At 39.1% G+C, this 15,313-nt stretch carries 16 protein-coding genes; 14 read left to right on the top strand and 2 right to left on the bottom strand.

What is annotated here, in order from left to right; genetic code table 11:
- Positions 1–10: 10 nt before the first annotated feature.
- The 6 genes from uvrB to ACI6PS_RS02905 all read left to right on the top strand — a co-directional run bounded on the left by uvrB (position 11) and on the right by ACI6PS_RS02905 (position 5,096).
- The gene (gene uvrB / locus ACI6PS_RS02930) at positions 11–2,002 is read left to right on the top strand and encodes an excinuclease ABC subunit UvrB (protein ID WP_421011054.1); all 1,992 of its coding nucleotides are present in this window, start codon (positions 11–13) and stop codon (positions 2,000–2,002) included.
- 764 nt (positions 2,003–2,766) lie between these two features.
- Positions 2,767–3,222 carry a hypothetical protein gene (locus ACI6PS_RS02925; protein WP_421011053.1) on the top strand — a complete coding sequence of 152 codons (456 nt, stop codon included), beginning with the start codon at positions 2,767–2,769 and terminating at the stop codon, positions 3,220–3,222.
- A 23-nt stretch (positions 3,223–3,245) separates the two neighbouring features.
- Positions 3,246–3,773, top strand: coding sequence for a hypothetical protein (locus ACI6PS_RS02920; RefSeq protein WP_421011052.1), 528 nt, complete (start codon positions 3,246–3,248; stop codon positions 3,771–3,773).
- Between the two features lie 10 nt (positions 3,774–3,783).
- Positions 3,784–4,143, top strand: a complete 360-nt coding sequence (locus ACI6PS_RS02915; protein ID WP_421011051.1) for a DUF2200 domain-containing protein — start codon at positions 3,784–3,786, stop codon at positions 4,141–4,143.
- 21 nt (positions 4,144–4,164) lie between these two features.
- Positions 4,165–4,569, top strand: coding sequence for a hypothetical protein (locus ACI6PS_RS02910; protein WP_421011050.1), 405 nt, complete (start codon positions 4,165–4,167; stop codon positions 4,567–4,569).
- A 5-nt stretch (positions 4,570–4,574) separates the two neighbouring features.
- Positions 4,575–5,096, top strand: a complete 522-nt coding sequence (locus ACI6PS_RS02905; RefSeq protein WP_421011049.1) for a DUF4269 domain-containing protein — start codon at positions 4,575–4,577, stop codon at positions 5,094–5,096.
- On the opposite strand, the gene ACI6PS_RS02900 is transcribed toward ACI6PS_RS02905, so the two are convergent.
- Positions 5,093–5,494 carry an excinuclease ABC subunit B gene (locus ACI6PS_RS02900; RefSeq protein WP_421011048.1) on the bottom strand — a complete coding sequence of 134 codons (402 nt, stop codon included), beginning with the start codon at positions 5,492–5,494 and terminating at the stop codon, positions 5,093–5,095. The genes ACI6PS_RS02905 and ACI6PS_RS02900 overlap by 4 nt on opposite strands.
- Before the next feature lie 54 nt (positions 5,495–5,548).
- On the opposite strand from ACI6PS_RS02900, the gene ACI6PS_RS02895 reads away from it, so the two are divergent.
- The 3 genes from ACI6PS_RS02895 to ACI6PS_RS02885 are packed head-to-tail and all read left to right on the top strand — an operon-like array spanning position 5,549 to position 7,516.
- Positions 5,549–6,349 (top strand): alpha/beta hydrolase, encoded by an 801-nt coding sequence (locus ACI6PS_RS02895; RefSeq protein WP_421011047.1) that lies wholly within the window; start codon positions 5,549–5,551, stop codon positions 6,347–6,349.
- A gap of 57 nt (positions 6,350–6,406) precedes the next feature.
- Positions 6,407–6,829, top strand: coding sequence for a DUF1456 family protein (locus ACI6PS_RS02890; RefSeq protein ID WP_421011046.1), 423 nt, complete (start codon positions 6,407–6,409; stop codon positions 6,827–6,829).
- 18 nt (positions 6,830–6,847) lie between these two features.
- Positions 6,848–7,516 (top strand): SGNH/GDSL hydrolase family protein, encoded by a 669-nt coding sequence (locus ACI6PS_RS02885; RefSeq protein ID WP_421011045.1) that lies wholly within the window; start codon positions 6,848–6,850, stop codon positions 7,514–7,516.
- Positions 7,517–7,622: 106 nt separating this feature from the next.
- On the opposite strand, the gene sucC is transcribed toward ACI6PS_RS02885, so the two are convergent.
- Positions 7,623–8,819, bottom strand: coding sequence for an ADP-forming succinate--CoA ligase subunit beta (sucC, locus tag ACI6PS_RS02880; protein ID WP_421011044.1), 1,197 nt, complete (start codon positions 8,817–8,819; stop codon positions 7,623–7,625).
- A 229-nt stretch (positions 8,820–9,048) separates the two neighbouring features.
- Between sucC and ACI6PS_RS02875 the strand changes: the two genes are divergently transcribed.
- The 5 genes from ACI6PS_RS02875 to ACI6PS_RS02855 all read left to right on the top strand — a co-directional run bounded on the left by ACI6PS_RS02875 (position 9,049) and on the right by ACI6PS_RS02855 (position 15,305).
- The gene (locus ACI6PS_RS02875; protein WP_421011043.1) at positions 9,049–9,471 is read left to right on the top strand and encodes a hypothetical protein; all 423 of its coding nucleotides are present in this window, start codon (positions 9,049–9,051) and stop codon (positions 9,469–9,471) included.
- Positions 9,472–9,578: 107 nt separating this feature from the next.
- Complete coding sequence (gene lysA / locus ACI6PS_RS02870; RefSeq protein WP_421011042.1) at positions 9,579–10,802, top strand: diaminopimelate decarboxylase; 1,224 nt, start codon at positions 9,579–9,581, stop codon at positions 10,800–10,802.
- A gap of 352 nt (positions 10,803–11,154) precedes the next feature.
- Entirely contained in the window at positions 11,155–12,573 is a 1,419-nt protein-coding gene (locus ACI6PS_RS02865; RefSeq protein WP_421011041.1) for an alkaline phosphatase, read from the top strand.
- A 135-nt stretch (positions 12,574–12,708) separates the two neighbouring features.
- Positions 12,709–14,316, top strand: a complete 1,608-nt coding sequence (locus ACI6PS_RS02860; RefSeq protein WP_421011040.1) for a Na+/H+ antiporter — start codon at positions 12,709–12,711, stop codon at positions 14,314–14,316.
- Between the two features lie 2 nt (positions 14,317–14,318).
- Positions 14,319–15,305, top strand: a complete 987-nt coding sequence (locus ACI6PS_RS02855) for a bestrophin family protein (protein ID WP_421011039.1) — start codon at positions 14,319–14,321, stop codon at positions 15,303–15,305.
- Positions 15,306–15,313: the final 8 nt, after the last annotated feature.

The raw sequence follows: 15,313 nt of genomic DNA, 5'->3' as shown, positions 1-15,313 counted from the left end.
ACTACCCCAAATGAAATTCCAAATAGTATCCGATTATCAACCAAAAGGTGACCAACCTCAGGCAATTGAAAAACTGGCGCAAGGCATCGTTGATGGCGAAAAATTCCAGACGTTGCTTGGTGTGACCGGTTCTGGAAAAACATTTACGGTTGCCAATGTCATCGAATCCATCCAGAGGCCTACACTGGTTTTGGCACACAACAAGACACTTGCCGCACAATTGTATTCGGAGTTCAAACAGTTTTTTCCCGATAATGCCGTGGAATACTTTGTTTCGTACTATGATTATTACCAACCTGAAGCGTTTATGCCAGTAACAGGTGTTTTTATTGAAAAAGATCTGTCCATCAATGAAGAACTTGAAAAGATGCGATTGAGCACCACTTCTTCCCTACTTTCGGGCCGACGTGATGTTTTGGTTGTGGCTTCGGTTTCGTGTTTGTATGGTATTGGAAATCCTGTTGAATTTCAAAAAAATGTTATTTCCATACAAAAAGACCAGGTGATTTCGAGGACCAAGCTTTTGCATCAATTGGTGCAGAGCCTCTATTCTAGGACAGAAGCAGAGTTTACGCCCGGAACTTTTCGTATAAAAGGAGATACGGTGGAGGTTTTTCCTAGTTATGGAGATGAACCTTTCAGGATTCACTTTTTTGGAGATGAAATTGAAGAGATCGAAGCCTTTGATGCCAAGACTTCATTGGTTTTAGAAAAATACAACAAACTGAATATCTATCCTGCAAATATGTTTGTGACTTCGCCTGATGTTTTGCAGGGAGCGATTTGGGAAATACAGCAGGACTTGGTGAAGCAAGTGGATTATTTCAAAGAGATTGGAAAGCATCTTGAGGCAAAACGTTTGGAAGAACGTACCAATTTCGACCTTGAAATGATACGTGAATTAGGCTATTGCTCTGGGATTGAAAATTATTCCCGTTACCTTGACGGAAGGCTTCCTGGAACGCGACCTTTCTGTTTATTGGATTATTTCCCGAAGGATTATTTGATGGTCGTGGATGAGAGCCACGTGACGCTTTCCCAAGTGCATGCCATGTTTGGTGGCGACCGTTCTCGAAAGGAAAACTTGGTGGAATATGGCTTCAGATTACCTGCTGCGATGGACAACCGACCATTACGATTTGAAGAATTTGAGGCGATGCAGAACCAGGTGATTTATGTTTCGGCTACTCCAGCCGATTATGAATTGCAGAAGACGGATGGTGTTTATGTGGAGCAAATCATCCGCCCGACGGGACTTGTGGATCCTGTGATTGAAATTCGTCCAAGCTTGAACCAGATTGATGATTTGATTGAGGAAATACAAGTTCGTGCGGAGATTGACGAGCGTGTTTTGGTGACAACCCTAACCAAAAGAATGGCAGAGGAATTGGCGAAATACTTGACGAAAGTCGGTATTCGTTGCCGTTATATTCACTCTGAAGTGGATACTTTGGAGCGAATTGAGATTATGCAGGATTTGCGAAGAGGAATTTTTGATGTCTTGATTGGGGTGAACTTGCTCCGTGAGGGATTGGATTTACCGGAAGTTTCGCTAGTTGCGATTCTTGATGCAGATAAGGAAGGTTTCTTGAGAAGTAACCGCTCACTGACGCAAACTATCGGACGTGCGGCAAGGAACTTGAACGGTAAGGCAATCATGTATGCTGATAAGATTACGGACAGCATGCAGAAAACGATTGACGAGACAAATTACCGCCGTACGAAGCAAATCAACTATAATACGGAGCATAATGTGACTCCGATGGCGCTGAACAAGAAGATTGAAAGTGCTTTTACAAAAAATCCGTTAGTGGATTATGAGTTGGGCAATACTGCTAAGGTTGCGGCCGAGCCTGATACTACTTATATGACGAAGGGCGATATTGAGAAGATGATCCGTGAGAAACGCAAGTCGATGGAAAAGGCGGCGAAGGACTTGGACTTTATTCATGCGGCGAAGTTGCGTGATGAGATCAAGAAGTTACAGGAGCAATTGGTTTAGGTTTTTATTTCCCTATTATTTTTTAAGATATTGCCTTGAGGATTTTATAATTTTCCTTGAGGCTTTTTTTGTTGTACTTGTTTTTTAAGGAGTTTTTGGAGGGTTTCTGAAGTTTTCGGAGCAGTTACAGGCGAGAAACGGTAGCAAAGATTTCTTCTAACCCTCCGTTGTGGTGCTATATAGGTCGTTCGGGGTTCCCGGAGTGGTCGCTCGGGGTTTTTTAATGTTTGATCGAGGTACTTTATTGGTTGATCGGGGTACTTTAGTGGTCGCTTGGGTTACTTTAGTGGTCGCTTGGGGTTAGACAGCCCTCGGAAGGATTTGTACAACCCTTTCCGAGGGCTGTCTAACCCCAAATTATACCTCCTATAACCTCTCCAACGGGTTTCTTAACCGCAAAATATATGTTGCACAACTACTTGTGAGGATTTAAATACCCCATCGAAGGTCTAAAAGACCCCGATGAACCATTACGGAACGTCAACAGAGTAGTGATTTTGATAGATCAATAGGTTCTTTAAAGTTATTGGAGAGTATTTTGAAATTTCTTTAAAGATATATTATTGTAGGAAATAAATTATTACTTTAGTAGAAGTAACAAAAGTTGATATTTGACGTGTGTGTGGCTAATTGTAGTCGGTATTTGCCTGTTATGGAAATAAAAATGAACACTAAAATATAACGGATAACATTATAGCGGTTTTGAATCTTTTGCAAATTCATCCTGTTCTGAAAAACGATATCTTTTAATAATTTACCCCACAATGAAACTAGATAAAATCAAAGTATACTACTATTTCTGGATGATAGCCATAGCTATCTTAATCATCGGCTTAAGTAGGCAAAGCGAAATGATGGATGTAAATTTTGGCGATACATACTATGTGATCTCCAACCTGCATGCCGCAATCTTGTTCAGCATTTGCTATGCGCTTTTGGGTTTGGGCTATTGGTTTATACTCGGGTGGCTAAAGAAACCAATGATCAAATGGATGACCATCCTGCATACGGGAATTTTGATGCTGAGTTTTATTATCTATTGGATGGTGGTGTTTTATACTTCATTAAAAACAGACAATGCTATTGCTTCGCTACAGTATTATGGGCTGATCAATACAACCTTGGTACTTGAATTATTGCTTATCCTGTTTATCGCCCAGCCACTCTATATGGTAAACTTTTTGGTTTCGGTATTTAGAAAGAGGAAGTTAGGTGTTTGATTATTTTTATTAATTTAACTACTATGAAAAAATTAGGAATCTTTATTATTTCCATCTTTATTGCTGTGCTTTTAGCGGGTATTTATGGAATGCTACACGATCAAGTAACCTATTCCATTTCTCCAGAATATTTTACGGTCTTTAAATTTGAGCAATTTGGATTTCAAGATTGGGGACATAACAATCCTAGGTTCACTGTGGGTTTAATTGGATTCTTGGCCACTTGGTGGGTAGGCCTTTTTATAGGGATATTTCAATCTTTGGTTGGCTTGATTCATAAAAATCATAAATTGATGTTCCAATATGTTTTCCATTCTATACTCATTACACTTGGTGTAGCTCTGTTATTTGGAATTATTGGTTTTGTAATTGGTTATTTTGATAGTGGAAAAGGAACAGATGCATGTTGTTTTCCGTATTCAATTGTAGATAAAAGAAGTTTTCTAATTGTGGGTTCCATCCATAACTTCGGGTATATTGGTGGTGAAGTTGGTGCGCTGGTAGGAATAACCTATCAGATTATAAAACGAAGGTCTTCCGTTATAAACTAAAAATAAATGTATGAAAAGCGAAATGAACAACATGAGAGTATTCAAAATGTCCTTTGCAGGAGTCTACCCACATTACATTGCAAAGGCAGTCAAAAAAGGGCGCACAAAAGAGGAAGTAGATGCCATTATTTTTTGGCTGACAGGGTATGATGAGAAAGCGTTGCAATCAATATTGGATGACAAAACCAGCTTTGAAACATTTTTCGCAAATGCCCAAATCAATCCAAATGTTTCGAAAATTACAGGTGTGATTTGTGGCTATCGTGTAGAAGATATTGAGGACAAATTGATGCAACAAATCCGTTACCTGGACAAACTGATTGATGAATTGGCCAAAGGGAAAGCAATGGAAAAGATTTTGAGAAACTGAAACTAGTAATAATTTTAATATATGAGAAGTATTCTTCTAAAATTTAGACTTTTAATTATCTTTATATTTCTCTTCGTTTGGTCTTTTTTGGTAGAATCACCATTTCAAAAAGGAGGAATGGATCAAAATATGCATTATATGATCTATTTTCTGACCGTGATTATTGCTTACCTCTTCTTAGTTCCTCAATCATATCCAAAGTTTATCGTAGCAGAAAAAATATTATACTCCTTTTTAATTTCTATCATAGCACTTATAATTGGTGGATCAGGAACTGGAAGTCTTTTAGAACTTCTATATGGAAGTGATTATGAATTTAAATCTGATGCGATAATTTCAAATTTGATTTTTTATTTTCTAACTACATTTACATCATTTGGCCTAGTACAAGTAGTGATTATGATAAAAAATAGAAATAGCGCCTAATACTAATGAATTTCCTTACCATCGACTATTTAAAAACGGGAACTCCCAAACAAATCAAAGCATTTGAAGTGTTGACCAACAATCAAATCCTTTTAAAAATGGAAGTTTTTCATCCTATTCTAGTAGGAACCATTCCGATTGATATCGACATTGAAAACAGTGATTTGGATATCATTTGCCATTGGGAAAACAAGCAGGATTTTATAGATGCTGTTCTGCTTCATTTTGGTTCTGAAAAGGACTTTTCATTTCGGGAAGCGTTTATTGACGGAGAGGAAAGCGTTGTGGCACATTTTGTAAAAGATGGTTTTGAAATAGAATTCTTTGGGCAAAACATTCCCTCAGAACATCAAAACGGTTACAAGCACATGCTGGTTGAGTATGAAATTTTGAAAGCAAAAGGCGAAGGCTTCAGGCAGGAAATCATCAAGCTCAAGGAAGAGGGTTATAAAACCGAACCTGCTTTTTGCAAACTCCTAGGATTAGCAGGCAATCCCTATCAGGAATTATTGAAATATAGTATTTAGTTGTGCTGTTCCTTAAAGGTATCAAACAACTCCTTTGGGTTGATGATTCTGTTGGGCGAGCATTTTATAAGATCAAGAATACGCTTGGTTGCCGCAGGATTCAGCCCCATGTTGATGGCAATCTGCTTGATGGCAATTTCTTCTTTTTCATGCAATTCACCATCGATGTACATCAATAAAGCCAAACGATAAAACTGCTGGATTCTTTGCACCTCAGACTTGATAACATTTGTAGGAAGCTCTCTGTGAAATAAATCATTAAATTCCTCCTTTTCAATCTTCAGTTCGCATGCCACGAGATACAAAAATTGGTATTCTCTTTCGTGTAAGCGACCGTCAACAATGGAGAAGGCAATCATTTCGGCTAATAAGTTTATTTTTTCCTGATGGGTATTCATGAAATTGTTATTTTTAGCTAAAATATCCTTTTTATATTAAAACACAAAATCCAAATGCTCAGACTCCTCCTTTTTTCGGTCATCATACTGTTGGTTACATTAAAACTGCATGCACAGGAAAGCACATTATCAAAAAATGTTTCGACCTTTGTAATTGATGCTCCGCAACTTAAAACCAAGAAAAAAATCTGGCTCTACCTGCCCGAAGATTATAAGACTTCCAACAAAAAATATCCTGTGATTTACATGCACGATGCTCAGAATTTATTTGACAAGAAGACATCCTTTGTAGGAGAATGGAATGTTGATGAAACTTTGGACAGCTTGAAAGCTAAAGTTATTGTGGTAGGAATCGAACACGGAAATGAAAAACGTTTGGACGAGCTGACTCCTTTTCCAAATGAAAAATATGGTGGCGGAAACGGTGATGCTTATTTGGAATTTATCGTGAAAACCTTGAAACCACACATCGATTCGAATTATAGAACCAAGACCAAAGCCAAAAATACGATCATTTTCGGAAGTTCCTTGGGTGGCTTGATTTCCTATTATGCAGTACTGAAATATCCTGAAGTATTTGGAAAAGCGGGTGTCTTCTCCCCTTCTTTCTGGTTTTCTGATAAAATTTATGAGATGACCGAGAAGTCTGATAAAATCAAAGCCAAGATTTATTTCCTATGTGGCGACAAGGAAAGCGACGAAATGGTTGCTGAAGTAAAAAAGATGGAAATTCTTCTCGATAAAAACCGATGTTATTGTCTGCATTTGGACAAATCGGTTATTGTAAAAGAGGGTGAACACAACGAAAAATTATGGCGCGAAGGTTTTGCAGAGGCTATAAAATGGCTGTTGTAACCGCTATTATTGCCTTTAACCTAAAATAAACGCTACCTTTACACAAAATTACCGATTATGAACAATAATGATGTTTTCAAGAAACTTCGCGTGGCACTGCAATTACGCGACGAACAAATAATAGAAATCCTTGCATTGGTTGATTTCCGTATGGAGAAACCAGAATTGAATGCGCTTTTCAGAGCCCAAGACCATCCCAATTTTATGGAATGTGGCGACCAAGTATTGCGTAATTTCCTAAACGGATTGATCATTCATTTGAGAGGAACTAAGGAAGAACCTAAAAATGCAATGGACGTTATCAATAAAAATAAAGAAGAAGTAAAAGCCCGACTTTTCTCTGATAAACCAAAATCAAGTGGAGCTCCAAAAACTTTAGCAAAGAAAAAACCTGCATCAAATCCTAAATCGAGAGAGAAAAAGCCAGCTCCAAAGGTTCAAGTTGTAGAGAAAGTGCAGTATAAGAATGGTAAGAAATAAGAATTTTAATTCTTATTTATGAAAAAGCTAGCACTTGCCATCCTAATCTTCAGTTTATTTATGGGTAAAAATGCAGTTGCTCAAGATTGGGCAAACCTAAATCGTTACGCAAAGGAAAATGAAAAGATTATTTCACTTCCGTCCGATGCAAACCGCGTAGTTTTTATGGGAAATTCCATAACAGAAGGCTGGCTTACACATCATCCTGATTTTTTCTCTAATAAATCGTATGTCAACAGAGGAATTGGCGGACAAACAACACCGCAAATGCTGTTGCGTTTCCGTGCCGATGTCATTAATCTTAAGCCTAAAACGGTGGTTATTCTTGCCGGAATAAACGACATTGCTGGAAATACAGGTCCTTCAACTTTGGAAATGATTCTTAATAATATTATTTCAATGTCGGAATTGGCCAAAGCCAATAACATCAACGTAATCTTGTGTTCCGTTCTTCCTGCGAACAATTTCTATTGGAATCCAGGAATACAACCTGCGCAAAAAGTGATTGCATTAAACCAGATGATTCAAGATTATGCAAAATCGAATAACATTCCCTTTGTTGATTATCATACACCAATGAAAGATACAGAAGATGGATTGAAGAAAGAATATGGTCCGGATGGCGTTCATCCGAATTTGGAAGGATATAAAGTAATGGAGACAATTCTAAACAAATTTATCGAGTGATTATTTTTCTCGACGAAAAACAAAAAATCCCGAGCTCACACTCGGGATTTTTTTATAACCTAGGTATTAGAAATAATTTGAACACTATAACTAATACGTTTTACTCTTATTTATTCAAAGCCGCTTTCACTTGGTCAGCCGCTTCTTGGAATTGAACAGCTGAAAGGATCGGCATTCCAGAATTGTCAATCAATTCCTTAGCGATTTCAGCATTTGTTCCTTGCAAACGAACGATGATTGGCACTTTAATAGCGTCTCCCATGTTTTTGTATGCATCCACAACACCTTGGGCAACACGGTCACAACGAACGATTCCTCCAAAAATGTTGATCAAAATTGCTTTTACGTTTGGATCTTTCAAGATGATTCTGAAAGCCAATTCCACACGTTTAGCATCTGCAGTTCCTCCAACGTCCAAGAAGTTAGCCGGCTCAAAACCTGCATACTTAATCAAGTCCATTGTGGCCATTGCAAGACCAGCACCGTTTACCATACATCCTACAGTTCCGTCAAGATCTACATAGTTCAAACCTGCCGCTTTCGCTTCAACTTCAATTGCGTTTTCTTCACGAATATCTCTATATTCTGCTAATTTTGGGTGTCTGTATAAAGCGTTGTCATCTAAATTTACTTTAGCGTCAACTGCGATAATTTTGTTATCAGAAGTTTTTAAAACTGGATTGATTTCAAACATAGAAGAATCAGAACCGATGTATGCTTTGTACAATGAATCAACAAACTGAACCATTTCTTTAAAAGCATTTCCAGAAAGACCTAAGTTGAAAGCAATTCTTCTTGCTTGAAAACCTTGCAAACCTACGTTAGGATCAATTTCTTCAGTAAAAATCAAATGAGGCGTGTGTTCAGCAACTTCTTCGATATCCATTCCACCTTCAGTAGAATACATAATCATGTTACGACCTTTTCCTCTGTTCAATAAAACTGACATATAGAATTCAGAAGTTTCACTTTCACCTGGATAGTAAACATCCTCCGCTACTAAAACTTTGTGTACTTTTTTACCTTCAGCAGAAGTTTGAGGCGTAATCAATTGCATTCCGATGATTTGCTCAGCTAATTCCTCAACTTGTTGCAAGTTTTTGGCAAGCTTCACACCACCACCTTTTCCTCTTCCACCTGCGTGAACTTGAGCTTTAATAACGTGCCATCCTGTTCCGGTTTCAGCAGTCAATTGTTTTGCAGCAGCAACCGCTTCTTGTGGGTTGTTGGCTACATAACCACGTTGAACTTTTACACCATAACTGGCTAATATTTCTTTCCCTTGGTATTCGTGTATATCCATAATGAAGTATTTGACTTTTTTAAAGTGCCACAAAAATAACTAAAATCATCTAATAGAAAAAACAAATTGTTGATTTTATTAGGAGCTTTTTCCCGCTATCCGCTCTATCTTTTGCTCCTTAAAGAAAGGAGCAAAAGGATGTCGCTACTATCGGGGCTAGATCAGTAGTTCTTTTGAAGCAACCATTTCAAAATAATGCATCTAATTTTAAACCACAAAAAACAACCTTATGAAAACAATTACCATGCTTAAATTTATCATCGCTACTCTCCTACTCAGCAGTTGTTGCAATCAGGACGATGGAAATACAGTTGAAGATTCCTTGAGTGGAAAATGGCATCTTGTTCAAGTTAGCGGAGGATTTGCCGGATTCAATCATTTATATGAACCCGGAACCATCAGTTGGGAATTTAATACTGCCAACAACAGCTTTAAAGTTGTGAACACCAATACGGATGAAAGCTTGGAAGATTTATTTGAAACCGGTACTTATACTTATGGTACTGCCACCAATACTGCAACGCCTGAACTTTGCGAAGAAGTTATCCTTCTTGATGAAATTGATTATGGTTGTTTTGAAATTGAAAACAACCGATTAATCATCAGTATGGTTGAGGCGGACGGCTATTATATTAAATTAATACGTTTTTGACCTAAAACATGTTTTATAAATAACTTTATGTTTTATTTTGTTTGATTTAGAAATTTATAACACACATTAAAAGTGTGATTGTTATATTTGCAGTAAATTCAAATGAAATGACACCGAAAGAACTTACCTCACTAGCCGAAGAATTTGGAAGTCCGCTTTATGTTTATGATGCGGCGAAAATTCAAAATCAATATACAAGACTAACCAGTGCTTTTTCTAAAGTAGAAAGTCTTAGAATCAATTATGCTGTCAAGGCATTGTCGAATATTGCTGTTTTGCAACTTCTGGAGCAGATTGGCTCAGGATTGGACACGGTTTCTATTCAGGAAGTGCAATTGGGATTGTATGCAGGTTTTACACCGGAGAAGATTATCTATACTCCGAATGGTGTTTCGTTTGAGGAACTGGAAGAGGTTGCTAAGCTGGGTGTTCAGATTAATATTGACAACCTTTCGGTATTGGAGCATTTTGGCGCTAAACATCCTGATATTCCGGTTTGCATCAGAATCAATCCGCATGTTATGGCGGGTGGTAATGCCAATATTTCTGTTGGACATATTGATAGCAAATTTGGCATCTCGATCCATCAGATGCCGCATATCTTAAGGATTGTAGAGAATACGGGCATGCACATCAATGGTTTGCACATGCATACGGGATCGGATATTTTGGATATCGAGGTGTTCCTTTATGCGGCAGAAATCTTGTTTGATGCTGCGAAAAACTTTAAGGAACTTGACTTCCTTGATTTTGGAAGCGGTTTCAAAGTGCCTTATAAGAAAGACGATATTGAAACGGATATTGAAGAGCTTGGAAAGAAACTTTCCAAAAGATTCAATGCGTTTGCAAAGGAATATGGTAGGGATTTGACTCTTGCTTTTGAACCGGGGAAATTCCTGGTGAGCGAGGCGGGCTACTTTCTTGCGAAAGTGAACGTTGTAAAACAGACTACTTCTACTGTTTTTGCTAGTATTGACAGCGGTTTCAATCACTTGATTCGACCGATGTTTTATGGTTCTCAGCATCATATTGAGAATGTTTCGAATCCTAAGGGAAAGGAGCGTTTTTATACGGTTGTGGGCTATATCTGTGAGACGGATACTTTTGCGAACAACAGAAGGATTGCGGAAATCAAGGAGGGTGATGTGCTTTGTTTTAGAAACGCTGGGGCGTATTGCTTCTCGATGGCGTCGAACTATAATTCTAGATTGAAACCTGCTGAAGTTCTTTGGATTAATGGCAAAGGCGTGCTGATTAGACAGCGCGAAACGTTTGACGATTTATTAAAAAACCAACTGCCATTTGAAGCTCCGGTTGCTCTTGAAGTATAATTTTTAGGCACTTTTTTTCAACCGAAGTTTTAGATTGTTTATAGACGGGCCTAGGAATCTGTCTGACTAAATCCAATAATTCATTTTATTGGATTTTTTTGTGGGTTTTGGGTTGTGGGTTTTGGGTTGGGGATGATTCCAAAGTGCGTTTTGTTTCCATCTAGCCCTGATGGTGCCATTGTTTGAGCTCTTGAGCCTGCCTTAAAAGCAGGCTCAAAGCGAGTTGCACCAGCAGGAATATGGTTTTATTCTGGGCGCTAATGTTTCGCTCCCAATAATAAGGGTTAAATAACATAAAAATAATAAGTGTTGGCTGTAGGTTTTTTATATTTGGGGCCTTAAACAAACAGAAATGGATAGAAGGAAGTTTTTTAGAAACGGATCGTTATTTACTATCGGGGCGACGGTTTTGAATCCGTTTGACTCGACGGCGAAGAATGTTGATTTTGATACTCCGGACAAGAATAAGAAAGCGAAGAATATTATTATGCTGGTGAGCGACGGTATGAGTACGGGGACGCTGAATATGGCGGATTTGTATTTGAACCGGAAGATGGGAAAGGGTTCAAACTGGCTGCAATTGTATAGGGATAATAGGGTTTCGAGGGCGTTGATGGATACGGCTTCGGCGAGTTCTATAGTGACGGATTCGGCGGCGGCGAGCTCTTCTTGGGGCGGTGGTTTTAGGGTGAATAATGGTTCGCTGAACGTGGGTCCGAATGGTGAGATGAATTTGCCGATTTGGCAGAAGTTTAAAAAGAGCGGCAAGATGGCGGGCTGTGTGACGACGGTTCCGATTACGCATGCGACTCCGGCGGGTTTTTGTGTGAGCTCGAAAAGCCGTAACAGTCAGGATGGTATTGCGGAAATGTATCTTGATTTGGGTTTTGATATTATGATGGGTGGTGGTTTGAATTATTTTTCGGCCGCGACGCGAAAGGATAAGAAAGATATGCTGTCGGCTTTCGAGGCTAAGGGGTATCAGGTGGCGAAAAACCGATCTGAGATGATGAATACCAACAACGACAAGCCTATTCTGGGGGTGTTTGCTGAGGATGGTCTTCCCTACTCGATTGATCGCAATAACGACAAGACGTTGCAGGAAACGGTTCCGACTTTGGCGGAGATGACTCAAAAGGCGATTGATAGAATGAAAAATCATAAGAATGGTTTTGTGTTGCAGGTTGAGGGCGGAAAAGTGGATTGGGCGGCACATGCGAATGATATTGGCGGTTTGATTTACGACCAAGTAGCGTTTGACGAAGCGGTGAAGGTGGCGATTGATTTTGCTGAAAAGGATAAAAATACGCTCGTGATTATTACGACCGATCACGGGAATGCGAATCCGGGTGTGATTTATGGCAAGCATGCGAATGCTAATTTTGATTCGATTCAGAAGTATACGCATACGAATGAGTGGTTGCTGAACGCCATTAAACCGAACTCTACCGTAGCGCAGGTGCGTGAGATTATTGATTTTGCTAATGGCGGGACGATTACGGAAGAGGATGCGAAGACGGTTTTGAGTTATTATGACGGATTGCACAAGGAAGAAGGTGGCTTGTATAACTACAAGAAGTTACCGTTTAAAGCTTTTGCGGAAATGCAGGAAAAGAATAACTCGGTTGGTTGGATCAGTATGGACCACTCGGCAGATTATGTGGAGCTGGCGATGTTTGGACCGGGGAGCGAAAACTTGAAACCTTTTATTAAGAATACTGATTTGCATTATTTGATGCTGGAAGCGGCGGAAGTGGAGAATAGGTTTTAGGTATTAGGTTCAGGGTTTAAGGTTTTGGATTTAAGGTTTTGGAAATGCGGTGATGTAATATTTACCGCATTTTTTATTTTAACAGTTTTAAAAAAGAATATATTTGATGGCAAAAATTTAATTGCTGTTTCGACTATGTTTCATGACAATCTCCTTTTGATTATTTCTTTACTTTTTGCGGTTTCGATGCTGGTGATGCTCGGGCAAAAGCTGAAGATCTCCTACCCTATCTTCCTTGTTTTGGGAGGATTACTAATCAGTTTAATTCCGGGAATTCCGAACATCCAGATGGATCCAGATATGATCCTGACGTTGTTTTTACCCCCTTTATTATATGAAGCGGCTTGGTATACTTCGTGGTGGCAGTTTTGGAAATGGAAGCGTCCTATTATTTTGCTGGCTTTTGGATTGGTATTCTTTACTTCTACCATAATTGCTTATGTGAGCAGTTCTATGATTCCTGGCTTTACGCTTGCTTTGGGATTTTTGCTGGGCGGGATTATTTCGCCTCCAGATGCGGTGGCGGCGACATCGGTGTTGAAGGGTGTGAAGATCCCGAAACGACTGGTGACGATATTGGAAGGCGAAAGCTTGATTAACGATGCGGCGAGTTTGATTGTGTTTCGTGTTGCATTGCTAACCGTTATTACAGGACAATTTTCTTTTGGGAAAACCGTAGGCGATTTCTTTATTGTAGGAACAATGGGCATTGTGGTAGGGCTTGTGGTGGCGCACGTGGTATATGTTATCCATCGGTTCTTCCCTACGACTTCGAATATTGATACTGCACTGACGTTGATGACGCCTTATGTGATGTTTATCGTGGCGGAGCATTTTCATTATTCGGGTGTGATGGCAGTGGTTTCGGGAGGTTTGTTCCTTTCGTTCCGTTCGCATGAATTGCTGAATTATTCTTCGCGATTGCAGACCATCAATGTTTGGTCGACCGTGATTTTTATCTTGAACGGATTGGTTTTTATCCTCATCGGATTGGAACTTCCTGTGATTGTGAATGGCTTGGACGATTCTTCTTTGGAAAAAGGCATCTACTATGGTGTCATCATCAGTTTGATTACGATTTTTATTCGTTTTGTGTGGGTCTATCCTATTGCCTTTATACCTCGCTTTCTGAGCAAAAGAATTCGGGAAACGGAACCTTCGCCCGGATGGAAAGGGCCTTTTATCATCAGTTGGGCGGGTATGCGTGGTGTGGTTTCTTTGGCAGCGGCGCTATCTATTCCGCTTGCGATTGACGGACAGGCTTTTCCGCAAAGGAATCTTATTTTGTTGGTGACTTTTATTGTGATTCTTATTACCTTAGTGGTTCAGGGATTGAGCCTTCCGTGGATTATCAAGCTCATCAAAATTGAGGAAATGGATGAATCGATTCCCGAAGCAGAACAAATGGCAAACATAAAACTTCGATTAATGAAAGTTTCCATCGGCCATCTTGAAACCCATTTTAAAGAGGAGATTGCAGGAAATGAATTGGTTGAAAACCTTAAGAAGCGTTTAGAAAACTCGATTTCACTCACAACGGAACGACTTGAATCTTTAGAATGCGAAGAAATGGATCTGGAGGAAATTCGCAATTATAACAAGGTACATCTTGCCATTATTGCCGCACAAAGAGAGGAGCTTGCCAAGATTAGAAAAGAAAAAACATTTGAGCTCGAAGTGATTCAGAAACAGGAAGTACAGCTTGATTTTGACGAAAGTAAATTATCTCAAATTTCACATTAATTATGCATTCAGGAAGACAATATTCGCTAAAAGAATTTTTAATTTGGACGCGTTTCGATATTTATAAATTGGCGCTGATTGCCATTATTCCTACTTTGGCTTTTCAATTATTAGGTTGGAATTTTGTAGCTATTCCATGGGTACCGATTGCCTTGATTGGAACCGCAGCAGCATTTATCGTGGGTTTTAAAAACACACAAACCTACAATCGTCTTTGGGAAGCAAGACAAATTTATGGTGGCATCGTCAATACCAGCAGAATTGTTGGAATGATGACTAAAGATTTTATAAAAACCGATCACAACACGCATCTTGAAATCATAAACCGCCACTGTGCATGGCTTACGGCATTACGTTATCAATTGCGCGAAACACGGTCTTGGGAGAATATGGGTAAGAATTACTATGTAGAATACAGCAAATTTTACCGTATTGAGGAACGGGAAACGAAACTGGAAGACGAACTGAAAAAATATCTTTCAGCAGAAGAATTTGACTACGTTTTGTCCAAAAAAAATCGTGCAACACAAATCATTTCGCTTCAGTCTAAAAGATTTAAGGAGCTAGCTGATGAAGGAAAGATAGAAAACTTTAGATACATCGAGCTTTCCAATCGATTGGCTGACTTATACGACCATCAGGGAAAATGCGAACGTATTAAAAATTTTCCTTATCCGAGGCAATTTGCAAGCATCAACTCGTTTTTCATCCAACTTTTTGTACTGATGCTTCCTTTCGGGATGCTCCATGAATTTCAAAAACTAGGGTCAGAATTTGTATGGCTGACTATTCCGTTTACAATTGTCGTGGGCTGGGTTTTTACTTCTATGGAAAAAGTAGGCGAAAGTACCGAAAATCCTTTTGAAGGAAACCCAAACGATGTTCCGAGAACCGCAATGAGCCGAACGATAGAAATCGACCTGAAAGACATGCTCGATGTAGCCGATTTACCAAAACCCCTATCACCTGTCAATAATATTTTAATGTAAATAAATTA

The sequence above is a fragment of the Flavobacterium sp. PLA-1-15 genome (assembly GCF_049060005.1).
Classification (GTDB): domain Bacteria; phylum Bacteroidota; class Bacteroidia; order Flavobacteriales; family Flavobacteriaceae; genus Flavobacterium.
This window is presented reverse-complemented; position numbering and strand designations above follow the sequence as displayed.

Excerpts from the sequence above, each read along its gene's own strand:
- uvrB (WP_421011054.1), top strand. The coding sequence starts at position 11 with ATGAAATTCCAAATAGTATCCGATTATCAACCAAAAGGTGACCAACCT.
- ACI6PS_RS02925 (WP_421011053.1), top strand. The coding sequence starts at position 2,767 with ATGAAACTAGATAAAATCAAAGTATACTACTATTTCTGGATGATAGCC.
- ACI6PS_RS02920 (WP_421011052.1), top strand. The coding sequence starts at position 3,246 with ATGAAAAAATTAGGAATCTTTATTATTTCCATCTTTATTGCTGTGCTT.
- ACI6PS_RS02915 (WP_421011051.1), top strand. The coding sequence starts at position 3,784 with ATGAAAAGCGAAATGAACAACATGAGAGTATTCAAAATGTCCTTTGCA.
- ACI6PS_RS02910 (WP_421011050.1), top strand. The coding sequence starts at position 4,165 with ATGAGAAGTATTCTTCTAAAATTTAGACTTTTAATTATCTTTATATTT.
- ACI6PS_RS02905 (WP_421011049.1), top strand. The coding sequence starts at position 4,575 with ATGAATTTCCTTACCATCGACTATTTAAAAACGGGAACTCCCAAACAA.
- ACI6PS_RS02900 (WP_421011048.1), bottom strand. The coding sequence starts at position 5,494 with ATGAATACCCATCAGGAAAAAATAAACTTATTAGCCGAAATGATTGCC.
- ACI6PS_RS02895 (WP_421011047.1), top strand. The coding sequence starts at position 5,549 with ATGCTCAGACTCCTCCTTTTTTCGGTCATCATACTGTTGGTTACATTA.
- ACI6PS_RS02890 (WP_421011046.1), top strand. The coding sequence starts at position 6,407 with ATGAACAATAATGATGTTTTCAAGAAACTTCGCGTGGCACTGCAATTA.
- ACI6PS_RS02885 (WP_421011045.1), top strand. The coding sequence starts at position 6,848 with ATGAAAAAGCTAGCACTTGCCATCCTAATCTTCAGTTTATTTATGGGT.
- sucC (WP_421011044.1), bottom strand. The coding sequence starts at position 8,819 with ATGGATATACACGAATACCAAGGGAAAGAAATATTAGCCAGTTATGGT.
- ACI6PS_RS02875 (WP_421011043.1), top strand. The coding sequence starts at position 9,049 with ATGAAAACAATTACCATGCTTAAATTTATCATCGCTACTCTCCTACTC.
- lysA (WP_421011042.1), top strand. The coding sequence starts at position 9,579 with ATGACACCGAAAGAACTTACCTCACTAGCCGAAGAATTTGGAAGTCCG.
- ACI6PS_RS02865 (WP_421011041.1), top strand. The coding sequence starts at position 11,155 with ATGGATAGAAGGAAGTTTTTTAGAAACGGATCGTTATTTACTATCGGG.
- ACI6PS_RS02860 (WP_421011040.1), top strand. The coding sequence starts at position 12,709 with ATGTTTCATGACAATCTCCTTTTGATTATTTCTTTACTTTTTGCGGTT.
- ACI6PS_RS02855 (WP_421011039.1), top strand. The coding sequence starts at position 14,319 with ATGCATTCAGGAAGACAATATTCGCTAAAAGAATTTTTAATTTGGACG.